The sequence below is a fragment of the Cellulomonas sp. NPDC057328 genome (assembly GCF_042667215.1).
GTDB lineage: Bacteria > Actinomycetota > Actinomycetes > Actinomycetales > Cellulomonadaceae > Cellulomonas.
The window spans coordinates 24,126-40,056 of the sequence record NZ_JBHUZW010000026.1 but is presented as its reverse complement, the minus strand read 5'-3'; the positions used below and the strand labels follow the sequence as shown (position 1 = coordinate 40,056).

General features: G+C 75.3%; 12 protein-coding genes. 1 reads left to right on the top strand and 11 read right to left on the bottom strand.

Going from position 1 to position 15,931, the window contains the following annotated elements; translation table 11 throughout:
• Window positions 1-59 precede the first annotated feature (59 nt).
• Together ACFUMH_RS07230 and ACFUMH_RS07225 are read right to left on the bottom strand one after the other, a co-directional pair.
• The gene (locus ACFUMH_RS07230) at window positions 60-1,445 is read right to left on the bottom strand and encodes an FAD-dependent oxidoreductase (RefSeq protein WP_378202612.1); all 1,386 of its coding nucleotides are present in this window, start codon (window positions 1,443-1,445) and stop codon (window positions 60-62) included.
• A 407-nt stretch (window positions 1,446-1,852) separates the two neighbouring features.
• A complete protein-coding gene (locus ACFUMH_RS07225; protein WP_378202609.1) occupies window positions 1,853-3,667 on the bottom strand; it encodes a carbohydrate-binding module family 20 domain-containing protein in 1,815 nt (604 codons plus the stop codon).
• Between the two features lie 284 nt (window positions 3,668-3,951).
• Between ACFUMH_RS07225 and rarD the strand changes: the two genes are divergently transcribed.
• On the top strand, window positions 3,952-4,926 hold the full coding sequence (gene rarD / locus ACFUMH_RS07220) for an EamA family transporter RarD (RefSeq protein WP_378202606.1): 975 nt from the start codon (window positions 3,952-3,954) through the stop codon (window positions 4,924-4,926).
• Between the two features lie 36 nt (window positions 4,927-4,962).
• Here rarD and ACFUMH_RS07215 read toward each other — a convergent pair whose 3' ends face one another.
• The 9 genes from ACFUMH_RS07215 to nuoI form a co-directional block, all read right to left on the bottom strand.
• Window positions 4,963-6,549, bottom strand: a complete 1,587-nt coding sequence (locus ACFUMH_RS07215) for an RDD family protein (RefSeq protein WP_378202603.1) — start codon at window positions 6,547-6,549, stop codon at window positions 4,963-4,965.
• A gap of 67 nt (window positions 6,550-6,616) precedes the next feature.
• Window positions 6,617-7,375 carry a PP2C family protein-serine/threonine phosphatase gene (locus ACFUMH_RS07210; RefSeq protein WP_378202599.1) on the bottom strand — a complete coding sequence of 253 codons (759 nt, stop codon included), beginning with the start codon at window positions 7,373-7,375 and terminating at the stop codon, window positions 6,617-6,619.
• Window positions 7,376-7,388: 13 nt separating this feature from the next.
• Window positions 7,389-8,333: a polyprenyl synthetase family protein gene (locus tag ACFUMH_RS07205; RefSeq protein WP_378202618.1), complete on the bottom strand. Its 945-nt coding sequence runs from the start codon at window positions 8,331-8,333 to the stop codon at window positions 7,389-7,391.
• Window positions 8,334-8,488: 155 nt separating this feature from the next.
• Complete coding sequence (gene nuoN / locus ACFUMH_RS07200) at window positions 8,489-10,276, bottom strand: NADH-quinone oxidoreductase subunit NuoN (RefSeq protein ID WP_378202596.1); 1,788 nt, start codon at window positions 10,274-10,276, stop codon at window positions 8,489-8,491.
• Complete coding sequence (locus tag ACFUMH_RS07195; RefSeq protein ID WP_378202593.1) at window positions 10,273-11,829, bottom strand: NADH-quinone oxidoreductase subunit M; 1,557 nt, start codon at window positions 11,827-11,829, stop codon at window positions 10,273-10,275. Before ACFUMH_RS07195 ends, nuoN begins: the two co-directional genes overlap by 4 nt.
• Window positions 11,830-11,847: 18 nt before the next feature.
• Window positions 11,848-13,827 carry an NADH-quinone oxidoreductase subunit L gene (gene nuoL / locus ACFUMH_RS07190; protein WP_378202590.1) on the bottom strand — a complete coding sequence of 660 codons (1,980 nt, stop codon included), beginning with the start codon at window positions 13,825-13,827 and terminating at the stop codon, window positions 11,848-11,850.
• A gap of 10 nt (window positions 13,828-13,837) precedes the next feature.
• Entirely contained in the window at window positions 13,838-14,137 is a 300-nt protein-coding gene (gene nuoK, locus ACFUMH_RS07185; RefSeq protein WP_378202587.1) for an NADH-quinone oxidoreductase subunit NuoK, read from the bottom strand.
• Complete coding sequence (locus ACFUMH_RS07180; RefSeq protein ID WP_378202584.1) at window positions 14,134-15,174, bottom strand: NADH-quinone oxidoreductase subunit J; 1,041 nt, start codon at window positions 15,172-15,174, stop codon at window positions 14,134-14,136. Before ACFUMH_RS07180 ends, nuoK begins: the two co-directional genes overlap by 4 nt.
• Window positions 15,171-15,854, bottom strand: a complete 684-nt coding sequence (nuoI, locus tag ACFUMH_RS07175) for an NADH-quinone oxidoreductase subunit NuoI (protein ID WP_378202615.1) — start codon at window positions 15,852-15,854, stop codon at window positions 15,171-15,173. Before nuoI ends, ACFUMH_RS07180 begins: the two co-directional genes overlap by 4 nt.
• Window positions 15,855-15,931 lie beyond the last annotated feature (77 nt).

Genomic DNA, 15,931 nt, shown 5'->3' with positions numbered 1-15,931 from the left:
CGCACGCGGTGCGTGCGGGGCCCTGCGCGGGTGCTGCGGGTGGTGCCGGACGCCGTGCGTCAGGCGGTCGGCTGCTGCCGTCCGAGCGCGACCGCGACCATCTCCTCGCGGGGCACGACCTTGACGCGCTCGCGCCCGTGCGGCTGCCCCAGCGACTTCTCGTACGCGTCGAGGAGCTCCCAGCCGGACCAGTCGATCGGCTCGGCGCCGCGGGCCGTGAGCAGCTCGAGCACGGCCTGCGGGTCGCGCTCGGTCGCGGTGTAGAACGCGTCGCCGCCGGCCGCGACGTCCTCGCCGAGGTGGCGGATCGTCTCGGACGCGTCGGACTTGGTGTGGCCGATGAGGCCGACGGGACCACGCTTGATCCAGCCCGTGGCGTAGACGCCGGGCAGGTGCGAGCCGTCGACGTCGATGACCCGGCCCTCGTGGTTGGGGACGACGCCCGCGACGTCGTCGAACGGGATGTCGGCGAGCGGCGAGCCGAAGTAGCCGACCGCGCGGTAGACCGCCTGGACCGGCCAGTCGAACGTCTGCCCCGTGCCCACGACGTTGCCGTCGCCCCGCAGCTTCGTGCGCTCGGTGCGCAGGCCGACGACCTTGCCGTCCTCGCCCAGCACCTCGACCGGCTTGTGCAGGAAGTGCAGGTGGATGCGGCGCGAGGCCGTCATCTCGGCCGGGTCCTTGAGCGTCCAGTCCGTCAGGGTCTTGACGACCTGCTTCGTCTGGTTGCTCGAGCGGATCGCGGCCTCGGAGCCCTCGTCGAAGTCGAAGTCCTCGTCGTACACGACGACGTCGACGTCCGGCACGTGGCCGAGCTCGCGCAGCTCGAGCGGCGAGAACTTGGCCTGCGCCGGCCCGCGGCGGGCGAACACGTGCACGTCCGTGACGGGGCTGGCCTTGAGGATCTCGTAGACGTTGGCCGGCACCTCGGTCGGCAGCAGGTCGTCGGCGTGCTTGGCCAGGATGCGCGCGACGTCGAGCGCGACGTTGCCGGCGCCGAGCACGGCGACCTGCTGCGCCTCGAGCGGCCACGTCCGCGGCACGTCGGGGTGCCCGTCGTACCAGGACACGAAGTCGGCGGCGCCGTACGAGCCGTCGAGCTCGATGCCCGGCACCGGCAGGGCGGCGTCCCGGATCGAGCCGGTGGAGAAGATGACCGCGTCGTAGAACTGGCGCAGGTCGTCGAGCTTGAGGTCCGTGCCGTAGTCGACGTTCGCGATCAGCCGGATGTCGCCGCGCTCGAGCACCTTGTGCAGCGCGACGATGATCTGCTTGATGCGCGGGTGGTCGGGCGCCACGCCGTAGCGGACGAGGCCGAACGGCGCGGGGAGGCGCTCGAACAGGTCGATGCTGACGTCGAGGTCGGTCTTCGACAGGATGTCGGCCGCGTAGATGCCGGCCGGTCCCGCGCCGACGATCGCGACGCGCAGGGTCGGGGTGCTCACGGGTCGAGGCTGCCTTCCGGTCGGGGAGCCCTCGGTCGGGCCGGGCCGCCGCGACGGCCGCGGTGCGGGCGTGGGCCCGTCCCGAGGCGGCGTGCGTGCAGTCCGCGCGGAGGGCGCTGCTCGCCCGATTCTAGTCGCTCGGGTGAGGTCACCCTCATGTCCACTCCACGATACGGACAGCCCACGATGTGGACTCCCGGCGTCGGCGCAGGTCAGCGCGGTGCAGAGGGTCGGCGGCCCCCGGAGGGCGTCCCCTCCGGGGGCCCACGAGCAGGGTGGCGCCGGTCACCTCCACGCGCCCGACGCCACCCCGTCGCGCACCGGCCGGCCCGCGGCGGCGTGCACCGCGGGGCCGGGCGGCGATCAGGAGGCGCCCGCGGGACGGGCGCGCGCGGACGCCGACGGCGTCACGGGCGCCACGTGTCCGCGAGCGCGAGCGTGCCGCTCGCGGGCACGCGCACCGTGCGGTTCGCGCCGGACTCCCACACGACCGAGGTGCCCTGCCGGCGGACGTACTTGTACGCGACCGTCGTCCCCGCGGGCAGCGCGACCGCGCCCCGCCAGACCGGGTACGTGGCCGACGACAGCGCCACCGCGCGCGCCGGGTCCCAGCCACCGAGGGACGGGTGGTCGCCCACGACGTACACGTCCTGGCCCCACGTCGTCGTGGCGTGCACCCCGAACGCGACCTGGGCCGGCGCCGCGGTGGACGACGCCGTCGGGCTCGGCGTGGGCGGCGTCGGCGTGCCGCCCGTGGCGCGCTGGCCGACGTGCACCGCGACGGCACCCTCCGCCGGCACGGTGAAGGTCGCGCGCCCGGAGCCGTCGACCGTCACCGTCGCGCCCGTGCACGACCCGCCCGACCGCTCGCCGCTGATCACGTCGCAGTAGGCACCCGCGGGCAGCGCCGTCTGGAACGTGCGCTGCAGCGGCGACGACCCGGCGTTGAGCGCGACGTACCCGGCGCTCCCCCGCCCGAACGCGATGCGGCTGCCGCCGTCGTCCCACCAGTCCGTGACACCCGTGCCGGCGGCCGCGTTGCGGAACCCGACCATGTGCGCGGTCTCGTTCCAGCGGTGCGCGCACGTCCACGTGCCCTGCCCGCACACGGCGTCGCGCACGGCCCCGCTCGCCTCGGACGGCGCGCCCGCGTCGTGGTCGGTGAACGCGTAGCCGGAGTAGACCGTCGGCCAGCCGTACGGGTACGCGAGCATGAACACGTTGGCGAGGCGGTGGTCGGTGCCGTTCCTGTACGACAGCGTCTCGCCGTTGCGCTCGGTGTCGTGGTTGTCGACGAAGACGCCCGCCCGGTCGGACGGCAGCAGCCACGACTGGCTCGCCAGCGTGCGCAGGCTCGCGAGCTCGTTCGCCTGGAACCGTCCCTCGAGGTGGCGCGCGTAGCTGAACTCGTGCGAGTCGCCCGAGCCGAGGTACTCGCGTGGCTGGATCGGCTCGCCGCCCGCGCCGATGACCTCGTGCACGACGAAGACGCTGCGGTCGGACAGCTTGGCGCGGATGGCCTCGAGGTCGGCCGCCGCGATGTGCTTCGCGGCGTCGACGCGGAACCCGCGCACGCCGAGGGCGATGAGGTCGTTGAGGTAGTCCGCGATCTCCTGGCGCACGTACTCCGACTCCGTGCGCAGGTCCTGGAGGCCGACCAGACGGCAGCTCTGCACCTGGTACCGGTCCTGGTAGCTCGCGATGTCCGTGCGGCAGTCGTGGAAGTCCTGCGGGCCGTAGCCGCCGGCCGGGCCGGGGTACCGCTCGGTCGAGAACTGCGTGCCGGCCCAGCCGGTCCCGCCGGTCTGCCCGCTCATGTGGTTGACCACCACGTCGGCGATCACGCTCACGCCCGCCGACCGGCACGCGGACACCATGGCCGCGTACTCCGCGCGCGTGCCGAGCTTGGACTCGATGCGGTAGCTGACCGGCTGGTACGACGTCCACCACTGCCCGCCGACGACGGCGTGCTCGTTCGGCGGTGAGGTCTGCACCCAGCCGTACCCGGCCGGGCCGAGGACGTCGGTGCACTCGCGGGCGATCGCGTCCCACGTCCACTGGAAGAGGTGCACGCCGGGCCGGTCGCCGGGCGGGCCCGCCTGCGCGGGCGGTGCGGACGCGACGGAGCCGACGGCGCCGGCGAGCGTCAGCGCGACGGCGGTCAGGGCCGCGAGCGTCGCCGCGAACGGGCGACGACGGCGGGCCGGGGGTGATGCGGGCACGGGGTCTCCTCGGGTCGTGCCCGACGACGACGTCGGGCGGCTCGCCCGGCGCGGCGCTGCACCGGGCAGGCGACGCGCCCGTGCCGGGCGGCGTCGCGGTGGAGGAGGTGACCCGGCCGTCGTGACGTCCGGGGCGCACGCACGTCATCGCGACGACAGGGTCGCAACTGCTTGCGTGACGTACGCAACATGCTGCAACGCGACACTAGGCGTGACCCGCGTCACCGTCAACCGTTCGCGCGCCGCGCGACGCGTGGCCGCGCGGGCCGCGCCTACAGTGACGTGTGCCCGACGCCCCCGCCCCCGACCGCCGGGCCGGCCTCGCCGCCGGGGTCGGCGCCTACGTGCTGTGGGGCGGCCTGCCGCTCTACTTCCCGCTGCTCGCCCCCGCCGGGCCGGTCGAGATCATCGCCCACCGCGTCGTGTGGTCCCTGCTGTTCTGCGTCGTCCTGCTGCTCGCGACCCGGACGTGGGGCGTGTTCGTCACGCTCCTGCGCGACGGCCGGCTGCTCGCCCGGCTGACGCTCGCGGCGGTGCTGCTCGCCGTGAACTGGCTCGTGTTCGTGCACGGCGTGACGACCGGGCACGTCGTCGACGCCGCGCTCGGCTACTTCATCAACCCGCTCGTCACCGTGGGGCTGGCCGTCCTCGTGCTCGGCGAGCGGCTGCGCGCCGTGCAGTGGGTCGCGCTCGGTCTCGGCGCCGCCGCCGTCGTGGTCATCACGGCCGGGCTCGGCCGGCTGCCGTGGATCGCGCTCACGCTCGCCGCCAGCTTCGGCGTGTACGGGCTCATCAAGAGCACCGTCGGCGCGCGCGTCCCCGCCCTCCCGGGGCTCGCCGCCGAGACGGCGGTGCTCGTCCCCGTCGCGGTCGGCTACCTCGCGTGGCTGCACGCCGCCGGCGGCGGGACGTGGGGTGCGCTCGGCGGCTGGCACGCCGCCGGGCTGGCCGCGTCCGGGGTGCTCACGGCCGTGCCCCTGCTGCTGTTCAACTCCGCGGCACGGCGCCTGCCGCTGTCGGTCGTCGGGATGCTGCAGTACCTGGCGCCCGTGCTGCAGCTCGCCATCGGGGTGCTCGTCGCGCACGAGGAGATGCCGCCCGCCCGGTGGTGGGGCTTCGGGCTGGTGTGGCTCGCGCTGGTCGTGCTCAGCGTCGACGGGCTGCGCTCGGCGCGGGCGACCCGCCTCGCCGCGCGGGCCCGGGACGCGGCCGCGGTGCCGCCCGCGGCGGCCGACCCGGGGGCCGCGACGGCGCGCTGACGCCGCGCGGGCCGGACCCGGCCCGGACGGGACCGGTCAGTCGTCCTCGACGCGCACGACCCGCTCCCCCAGCCGGACCGTCCAGCCGGCGCGCACGACGGCCCGCGTGCCGGGGGGCAGCACGCGCGCGTCGCCGTCCGGCGCGACCACGACCGTGCCGTTCGTCGACCCGCGGTCCAGCACCCACACGCCCGCGACGTCGTCCGCGGACGCCGGCGCCTCCGGCCCGAACTCGAGGTGCACGCGCGACACCGACCGGGACGGGTCGTCGACCGCGACCACGTGCAGGATGTCCGACCCGTCCTCGGCGCGCGGGCCGCGGCCCGCGAGACCACGGCCGACGACCCGCACGCGCGGGCCCGTGTCGAAGAGCAGGGCGAGCGTGACCGCCCGGCGCCGCAGCTGCGCAGGGTCCCGCACGCGGGTGTGCTCGAGCTCCACGAGCTCGTCGTGCGCCCCGGGCGAGGTCGCCTCGGGCACCGCCGCGGGCGGCGGGGGCAGCGGCGTCGCCGGGGCCGGAGCCGGGGGGACGGGCGCGTCCGGGAGGCGGTGGGCCGGCCGCGGGTCGGTGCCGTCGGGCTCGCCGCCGGCGGCGGGCAGGGCGGGACCGTCCCCGCGGTCGGGCGCATCCGGCGGCGACCACGCCGGCGGGGCGGTCGGCGCCGACCACGCGGACGGGGCGGCGGGGTCGCGGTCGAGCGCGAGCGCCGTCGGCGGCGTCAGGGCTCCGGACGGCGCGGGGTCGGGCTCGGGGTCGGACCGCACGGGACCGGACGACTCACGCTCGGACGGGGTGACGGCGGACGTACCCCGGTCGGACGACGCGGGCGCTGCCGGCGCACCGGGGGCGGGCGGCGGCGCGGACGCGTGCCCCGCGTCGCGCGGCGTCCCCGGGCGGTCGGCGGCGTCCGGTCCCGGCCCGCGCGCCGCCGCGGGCGTCGCGGCGTCGACCACCCGGGTCCCCGACGCCCGGTCGTGCCACCCGCGCCGGTGCGGCCCGCGGTCGAACACCGCGGAGGCCGCGACCAGCCACGAGCCGACCAGCAGCAGCACAGCGCCGAGCCCGACGACGAGCTGACGCACGAGGGCCCGCCCCACGCCGGGTGCGCCCCCGGTCGCGTGCGTCACGGTGCGGAGGTTGAGGGCCGCCGCACCCGCCGTCGAGCCGGTCACGCCCTCGGCGACCACCTGCGCGACGGCGACGAGGACGGCGGCCGTGGCGGCGGCCGAGAGCAGCGGCGCACCCGCGGCCGTCGCTGCCACGGCGGCCGCGCCCGCCCCGATCCCGAGCACGGCGGCGTCGACCACCTGCGCGAGCACGCGCCGGCCGACGGACGGGGGCTCCGGGACGGGCGGCGCCTCGACGGCCCGGCGGCGCACCGCGGGGCCGAACGGCGCCGGCGTCGCGCCGGCGTCGCCGGTGCGGCGCGCGACCGGGGCGGGCAGGTCGTCGCGCCGGTGCCGGTCGTCCGGTCCCTCGTGGCGCACGGGCGGCGACGGCACGGCCGTGCGACGGCCGGTCGTGCTGCCGTCGGAGGCGCGCCGGGCCAGGTCGGCGCGGGCGATGAGCGGCACGCGGGCCCCGCACACGGAGCACGACGCCGCCTCGGGCGGCAACGGCATGCCGCACGTGGCGCACCGGGGGGCGGCGGCGCGCGTGCTCACGGCCGAGCCCCCGCCGGACGGGCCGTCATCGCCCGGCGGCGTCCGGGGCGCCGGTGCGCGTGACCGTGAGCGCGTCGACCACGACCACCGTCACGTTGTCCTGGGCGCCGGCGGCGAGCGCCTCGCGCACGAGCCGCTCGGCCGCGTCGCGGGCGTCCGGCTGCACGCGCAGCACCGCCTGGATGCGGGCGTCGGGGAGCACGTCGGTCAGGCCGTCGGAGCAGACGACCATCCGGTCGCCCTGGCTCACGGGGAACAGCCACAGGTCGGGCTCGACCGACGCGGAGCCGCCGCCGAGCACGCGTGTGACGACGTGCCGGCGCGGGTGGTGCGCCGCGTCCTCGACCGACAGGAGGCCGTCCGCGACGAGCTCGGCGACCTCGGAGTGGTCGCGCGTCAGCTGCTCGAGGATCCCGCCGACCATGCGGTACGTGCGGGAGTCGCCGACGTTGAGGACCAGCCAGCACGGCTCGCCGTCCCGGCTCGTCACGACCACGCCCGTCAGGGTCGTGCCGGGACGTCGCTCGCCGCCCGCCGGCAGGTCGCGGACGCGCCGGTGCGCCTCGCGCAGCACGTCGCCCGCGTCGTCGAGCGTCGGCTCGGCGCCCGCGAGGGCGCTCACCGCCTCGATCGCGACGCGCGACGCGACCTCGCCGGCCTCGTGCCCGCCCATGCCGTCGGCGACGACGTACAGGCCGTCCGCCGCCCACGCGCTGTCCTCGTTCGTGTCCCGTGCCGCGCGGTCCGTGGCGACCGCGGACCGCAGCTCGACGCCCGCTCCCATCACGCCGCCCGGCTCACGAGGCGCGGTCGACGAGGGCCTCGGCGAAGGCCACGAGCGCGTCCTTGACGGGCCCGGCCGGCAGCGGCGCGAGCTCGGCCACGGCCTGGTGCGCCAGCTCCACCGCCTTCGCACGCGTGCGGGCGACGACGTCGTGCTGGCGCAGCGCCGCGACGGCCTCGGCCAGCGCGGCGTCGTCGGAGAGGTCGCCGTCCAGCAGGGCGAGCGCGGCCCGGTCCGCGTCCGTGGCGTCGGCGGCGCCGGCGCGGGCGCGCAGCAGCAGCGCGGGCAGCGTCGGCACGCCCTCGCGCAGGTCGGTGCCGGGTGTCTTGCCGGTGACCGTGCCGTCCGACGTGAGGTCGATGACGTCGTCGGCGAGCTGGAACGCGACGCCGACGCACTCGCCGAACCGGGTGACGGTGCGCACGACCTCCGCGGAGCAGCCGGCGAACATCGCGCCGAACCGCGCGGACGTCGCGATGAGCGACGCCGTCTTGTCGGCGAGCACCTGCAGGTAGTGCTCGACCGGGTCCTCGTCGCCGCGCGGGCCGACCGTCTCGTGCAGCTGCCCGAGGCAGAGGCGCTCGAACGTCGCCGCCTGGATGCGCACCGCCTCCGGGCCGAGCCCCGACACGAGCGACGACGCCCGCGCGAACAGCAGGTCGCCCGTGAGGATCGCGACGGAGTTGCCCCAGACCTCGTGCGCCGACGGCGCCCCCCGGCGCACCGGCGCGGAGTCCATGACGTCGTCGTGGTACAGCGTCGCGAGGTGCGTGAGCTCGACGACGGCGGCCGCGTCGACGACCTCCCGACGGTCGGCGTGGCCGAGCTCGGCCGTCAGGAGCGTGAGGAGCGGCCGCAGGCGCTTGCCGCCCGCGTTGACCAGGTGCCGCGACGCGAGGTCGGCGATCGGGTCGGTCGACGTGACGGAGTCGCGCAGCAGCTCCTCGACCAGGGACATGCGCCCCGTGAGGCGCTCCGCCAGCTCGGCGTCGTGCAGCGGGAGGGCGAGGGCGGTCGTCACGGGACGAACCTATCCGTCCGCACGTCGTCGTACGGAACGGGACGTCGAGGACGCCCGGTTCCGCCGCATTCGTCCGGACCGGCGCGGTCGGGTCACGGCAGCAGCACCGCCACGTCCGCGATCGCGTCGAGCACCGGCTGCGGCACGACGCCGAGCAGGACGGTCAGCAGGGCGCACACCGCCACCGCGACGACCGTCAGCCCCTCGCCGCCGACCACGGTGGTGCCGCCGCGCGCGGGCTCGGTCGCCGTCCCGGTGGACGTCGCCGGGGACGCGCTCGCCGACGCGGCCGCCGCGCCCGGCGCGTCGTCGGCTCCCGCGGCGGTGGCGCCGCCACCGACGGTCACGGGCACGCGCGCACCGTCCTCGCCCGCACCCTCGCCGGCACGGTCCTGCCCACCGGCACCCGCACCGTCGCGCGGGACGCCGTCGCGCGCCCCGGCGGGGTCGGTGAAGAACATCAGCACGATGATGCGGACGTAGAAGAACGCGGCCGCGACCGACGAGAGCACGCCGACGAGCGCGAGCGGCCAGGCGCCGCCCTCGACGGCGGCGGTGAACACGGCGAACTTGCCGGTGAACCCGGCGGTGAGCGGGATGCCGGCGAACGACAGCAGGAAGAGCGTGAACGTCACGGCGAGCAGCGGGTGCGTGCGCCCGAGCCCGGCCCACTGGGACAGCCGCGTGGCCTCGCCGAGCACGGCCGGCTCCCCGTCGGCGTCCCCGGTGCCGCGCTCGCGCACGAGGGTCACGAGGCCGAACGCGCCGACCGTCGTCGCGCCGTACGCCAGCAGGTAGAAGAGCACGGCGGTGATGCCGCTCGCCTCGAGCGCCACCACGCCGGTGAGCACGAACCCGGCGTGCGCGATCGACGAGTACGCGAGGAGGCGCTTGACGTCCGTCTGGACGAGCGCGGCGACCGTGCCGACGACCATGGTGAGCAGCGCGACGACCCAGAGGACCACCTCGAGGTCCCAGGACAGGCCGGGCAGCATGACGTAGACGACGCGCAGCAGGGCGCCGAACGCGGCGACCTTGGTGCACGCGGCCATGAAGGCGGTGACGGGTGTGGGCGCGCCCTGGTAGACGTCCGGCGTCCACATGTGGAACGGCACCGCGCCGACCTTGAACAGCAGGCCTGCGAGCAGCAGCACCGCTCCGATCAGCAGCAGGTCGTCGAGGCCGCCCGGCACGCTCGTCGCGGCGGCGATGTCCGTGAACCGCACGGACCCGCTGTAGCCGTAGAGCAGGGCGATGCCGAACAGCATGATCGCGGAGGCGAACGCGCCGAGCAGGAAGTACTTCATCGACGCCTCCTGCGACAGCAGGCGGCGCCGGCGCGCCAGGCCCGCGAGCAGGTACAGCGGCAGCGACAGCACCTCGAGCGCCACGAACAGCGTCAGCAGGTCGGCCGTCGCGGGGAAGATCATCATCCCGCCGGTGGCGAAGAGCAGGAGCGGGAAGACCTCGGTCTGGCGCAGTCCCTTGCGGCGCGCCACCTCCTCGTAGTCCGACCCGGGCACGGCGGCACCGGACGGCGCGAACGCGTCCTCGCCGCCGGTGAGGCGGTCGGCGAAGAGCAGCACGGACAGCAGCGCGAGGAGCGCGAGCGTGGCCTGCAGCACGAGCGTCGGCCCGTCGACGACGAGCGACCCGGTGAGCACGTCGGTGCCGCCGGTGCGCCGCACGTCCGACCACAGGGCGGCGACGGCGACGAGGGCGCCCGCGAGGGCGGCGACGCTCAGGCCGAGCTGCACGGGGCGGCGCAGCCGGTCGGGCACGAAGGCCTCGACGAGCACGCCGACGACGGCCGCCAGCAGCACGACGAGCACCGGGACCAGCGGGCCCCAGGCGATGTCGGGTGCGGTGAAGGTGTTCACCGGTCGCTCCCCTCCTCGGACGCGGGCACGGCAACGAGGACGTCGGGCTCGACGTCCTCGACGCCCACCTGCGTGAGCGTCGTCTCGGCGGCGGGCCGCACGAGGTCGAGCGCGGGCCCGGGCAGGAACCCGAGCACGAGCATCGCGGCGATGAGCGGGCCGACGACCCAGCGCTCGCGCGCCGACGCCTCCGGCATGGCGGCCAGCTCGGGACGCACCGGCCCGGTGAAGAGCCGCTGGTACGTCCACAGCACGTAGACGGCGGCGAGCACGACGCCGAGTGTCGCGACGGTCGCCGCGACGGGGTGCCGGCCGAAGCTGCCGACGAGCACGAGGATCTCGCTGACGAACGTCGAGAGGCCGGGCAGCGACAGGGCGGACAGGCCGACGACGAGGAACATCCCCGCCATGACCGGCACCACCTTCTGCAGGCCGCCGAAGTCCGCGACCTGCTGCGACCCGCGCCGCGCGGCGAGGAAGCCGACGAGCAGGAACAGCGCCCCGGTCGAGAGCCCGTGGTTGACCATGTAGAACGACGAGCCGGCCACCGACGTCGACGTGAACGCGAAGATGCCGAGCACGATGAAGCCGAAGTGCGACACCGACGTGTACGCGACCAGCCGCATGAGGTCCTTCTGCCCGATGGCGAGCAGCGCGCCGTAGAGCACCGAGACCGCGGCGAGCGCGATGACGGCCGGCGCGGCCCAGCGCGACGCGTCCGGGAACAGCGGCAGGCAGAGCGTCAGCATGCCGAACGTGCCGACCTTGTCGAGGACGCCGACGAGCAGCGTCGACGTGCCGGCGGGCGCCTGCTCGGCCGCGTCGGGCAGCCAGGTGTGCACGGGGAACATCGGCGCCTTGATGGCGAACGCGACGAAGAACGACAGGAACAGCCACCGCTCGAGCGTCGGGTCGAGCGTGAGGCCCGTGAGGTTGTCGACGAGGAAGCCCTGCGGCCCGCGCGGCCCCTGCAGGTAGAGCCCGATGACGCCGATCAGCATGATCAGCCCGCCGGCGAGCGAGTACAGCAGGAACTTCACCGCGGCGTACCGGCGCCGCGCCCCGCCGAACCCGCCGATCATGAAGTAGACGGGGATGAGCATCGCCTCGAAGACGACGTAGAACAGGAAAGCGTCGCGCGCCGCGAACACGAGGACGACGAACGCCTCGAGCAGCAGGACCAGCGCCAGGTAGTGCCGCAGCCGGTCGGTCGGCACGTCGCCGGCGCCCTGCTCGCGCCAGGCGGCCAGCACGACGAGCGGCACGAGCACCACCGACATCGCGATGAGGGCCAGGCCGACGCCGTCGACGCCCAGCGCCCACGAGACGCCGAACGCCGGGATCCAGGGGTACGTCTCGGCGAGCTGGTGCGTGCCGGCCGCCGCGGTGTCGAAGGCGCCGAACGCGGCGGCCGTCAGCAGCAGCTCGAGCAGCGCGACCGCGAGCGCGAGGGTCCGGCTGTGCCGGCGCGCGCCCGCGGGCAGCGCCCACAGCGCGACCGCGCCGAGCACGGGCAGCACCACCAGCGCGGTGAGCCAGGGGAAGTCCGTCATCTGTCCGCCTCCTCCGCCTCAGCCGCGCACGGCCAGGACGACGACCGTGAGCGCCACGAGCCCGATGAGCATCGACGCGGCGTAGGACCGGGCGTACCCGTTCTGCACGCGGCGCACCGCGTCGCCGACGCCGACCGTGGCGCGGCCGAGGCCGGTCGCCGCGTTGTCGACGACGGCCTTGTCCCCGTACACGAGCGAGCGCGTCAGGTACCGGCCGGGCTCGACGAGGACGGCGTCGTTGACGACGTCCTGGTAGAGGTCCTTGCGGGCCGCCCGGGTGGCGACCGTGCCGCGCGGGGGCGCGACGGGGACCTGCCCGACCGCGTACATGCGCCACGCGAGCACGACGCCGACCAGCACGAGGGCGAGCGTGGCGCCGACGATGACCGGCACCGGCAGCACGGGCTCGTGGTGCTCGGCGTGCCCGACGGACGGCTCCAGCCACTCGACGAACCCGGCGCCCGAGAGCAGCCAGCCGAGGCCCACCGAGCCGACCGCGAGCACGATCATCGGGACCGTCATGAGCAGCGGCGACTCGTGCGGGTGCTGCGCCGACCCGTCGCGCCGCGCGGACCAGCGCTTCTGCCCCTCGAAGGTGAGGAAGAACAGGCGCGACATGTAGAACGCCGTGATGCCGGCGCCGAGCAGCGCGATCCCGCCGAACACCCAGGCCCGCCACGGCTCGCCGTCGACCGGCACGAACGCGGCCTCGATGATCTTGTCCTTGCTCCAGAAGCCGGCGAACGGGAAGACGCCGAGGATCGCGAGCCAGCCGGCCATGAACGTGACGTACGTGATCGTCATGTACCGGCCGAGGCCGCCGAACCGGCGCATGTCGACCTGGTCGTCCATGCCGTGCATGACGGACCCGGCGCCGAGGAACATGCCGGCCTTGAAGAAGCCGTGCGTGACGAGGTGGAAGATCGCGAAGGCGTACCCGACGGGCCCGAGGCCCGCGGCGAGCACCATGTAGCCGATCTGCGACATCGTCGAGGCGGCGAGCGCCTTCTTGATGTCGTCCTTCGCGCAGCCCACGACCGCGCCGAACAGCAGCGTGATCGTGCCGACCACCGCGACGACCAGCTGGGCGGTCGGCGCCGCCGCGTAGATCACGCCCGAGCGCACGATGAGGTAGACGCCCGCGGTGACCATGGTGGCCGCGTGGATGAGCGCCGAGACCGGCGTCGGGCCCGCCATCGCGTCGCCGAGCCACGACTGGAGCGGGAACTGCGCCGACTTGCCGCACGCAGCGAGCAGCAGCGCGAGGCCGATGAGCGTGAGGGTCCCCTCGCTCGCCTGCGCGACGCCCGCGTGCACCGTGCCGAAGTCGAGGCTGCCGAAGGTCGCGAACATCAGGCCCATCGCGAGGATGAGGCCCACGTCGCCGACGCGGTTGGCGACGAACGCCTTCTTGGCCGCCACCGCGTACGGGGTGTTGTGGTTCCAGAACCCGATGAGCAGGTACGACGCCAGGCCGACGCCCTCCCAGCCGACGAACAGCAGCAGGTAGGAGTCGGCGAGCACCAGCAGGAGCATCGCCGCGACGAACAGGTTGAGGTACGCGAAGAAGCGCCGGCGGTCGACGTCGTGGTCCATGTACGCCACGGAGTAGACGTGGATGAGCGTGCCGACGAACGTCACGAGCAGCACGAACGTGAGCGAGAGCGGGTCCACGCGCAGGCCGGCGTCGACGCTCAGCGCGCCGGCGTCGACCCACGTGCCGAAGGACACGTCGTGCACGCGCTCCTCCGCCGGGCGGCCGAGCAGCCCGATCAGCAGGACGGCGGCGACCACGAACGACGCGGCGGACGCGAGCACGCCGAGCCAGTGGCCCCACCGGTCGGCGCGGCGACCGAGCAGGAGCAGGACGGCGGCCGACAGCAGCGGCAGGACCACCAGCAGCGCGGCGGTGCGCGCGCCGCCCCACGGCGCGGTCGCCACCGCGGGGTCCGCGGCGGCCACGACGGCAGGCGTCGTCAGGGACATCAGGGTGTGCACGTGCCGCCCCTCAGCTCTTCAGCAGGTTGACGTCGTCGACGGAGGCCGAGCGCCGGGTCCGGAAGATCGACACGATGATCGCCAGCCCGACGACCACCTCCGCGGCCGCGACGACCATCACGAAGAACGCGAGCACCTGGCCGGTGAGGTTCCCGTGGTAGCGCGAGAACGTCACGAGCAGCAGGTTCGTCGAGTTGAGCATGAGCTCCACGCCCATGAACACGATGATCGCGTTGCGCCGCAGCAGGACCGTGGTCGCACCGATCGCGAACAGGACCGCGGCCAGCACGAGGTAGTGGGTCAGGCTCACCGGACGACCTCCTCGTCGCGCATCTCGTCCCCGTCGGCGGTGTGCGCGTCGGCGCTCGCGGCGGACGGCTCGTCGGCGCCGTCCGCGCCGCCCGGCGCGTCCGGCGGGGCGTCCTCCTGGCCGGCGGCGTGCACCGCGAGGGCACGCGCGCCGAGCGGCGGGCCGTCCCCGGTGGCGGACGTGAACGACCCGGCGCCGTTGGCCCAGCCGCCCGCCAGCACGCGGTCGATGCGAGCGGCGTACTCGCGCGCGTCGGCCTCCTGGCCGCGCACGCGCAGCACGCGCGGCACCGAGTGCTCGAGCGGCCGGCCGTCGGGCCCGAGGGCCGGCACGTCCATGGCGTTGTGCCGCGCGTAGACACCGGGCGCGGGCAGCGGCACGAGGCTGCCGCCCTCGCGCACGCGGCGCTCGGCGAGCTCGCGCTGGCCGATGCGCGGCGTGAGGCGGCGGCGGTGCGTGAGCACGAGCGCGCCGAGCGCGGCCACCACGAGCAGGCAGCCCACGACCTCGAACGCGAGCACGTGGTCCCCGAAGACCAGCCGCGCCACGCCCACGGGGTTCGAGGCGGCGTTGGCCTCGACGAGCCCGCGGGCCGGTGCGTACGTCGCCCGCCCGAGCACGCCGGCCAGCACGACGCCGAGCCCGAGGCCCGCGAGCACCCCGATCCACCGCTGCCCGCGGATCGTCTCCACGAGCGAGTCGGACCGGTCGACGCCCACGAGCATGAGCACGAAGAGGAACAGCATCATGACCGCGCCGGTGTACACGACGACCTGCGCGACGCCGAGGAACACGGCGTCCTGCGCGACGTAGAGGAACGCCAGCGACACCATCACGACGACGACCGCGAGCGCGGCGTGCACGGTCTTGCGCGCGAACAGCAGGCCGAGCGCGGCGAGCACCATGATCGGCGCGAGCACCCAGAACAGCACCGCCTCGCCGGTCGTCGTGCGCCCGGTCTCCTCGAGCGCGGCGGGCAGCACCGTCGGCAGCACGGCGGGAAGCGCGGCGTGCACGGTCGCGAGCGTGCCGCTCATCGGGCCCCTCCCTGGCGGCGCGCGGCGGCGGTGACGGCGGCCTGCGCGAGGCGCGTCTCGCCGAGGTCGGGCACGGTCGCGCCCTGCTCGGCGTTGACGGGCAGCGTCGGGTCGTCGGGACGGTGCTCCGCGACCCACGCGACCTGGTCCTCGGTCACGCCCGTGACGTCGCCGCGGTAGTAGTCGGTGTCCGTCGTGCCCTCGACCATCGGGTGCGGGCTCGCGAGCTGGCCGGAGCGCAGCGGCGCGAGCAGGTCCTGCTTCTCCCAGATCATGCCCGCGCGCGTGGGGCCCGCGAGCTCGTACTCGTTCGTCATCGTGAGCGCGCGGGTCGGGCACGCCTCGATGCACAGGCCGCAGAAGATGCAGCGCAGGTAGTTGATCTGGTAGACGCGGCCGTACCGCTCCCCCGGCGAGAACTGCGCGTCGGGGGTGTTGTCGGCCCCCTCGACGTAGATCGCGTCCGCGGGGCAGGCCCACGCGCACAGCTCGCAGCCGATGCACTTCTCCAGCCCGTCGGCGTACCGGTTGAGCTGGTGGCGCCCGTGGTACCGCGGCTTGGTCGGCACCTGCTCGCGCGGGTACTGCTCCGTCACGGTCGGGCGGAACATGTTCGACAGCGTCACGCCGAACCCGCCGACGGGGGCGAGCAGCTCGGACAGGCCCGAGCGCTTCTCGATGAGCGACTCGTAGCCCTCGGTGGGCCGGTCGACCTCGCCGCCGCGCGGGGCGCGCTCGACGTCGCGGCCCTGCCGGC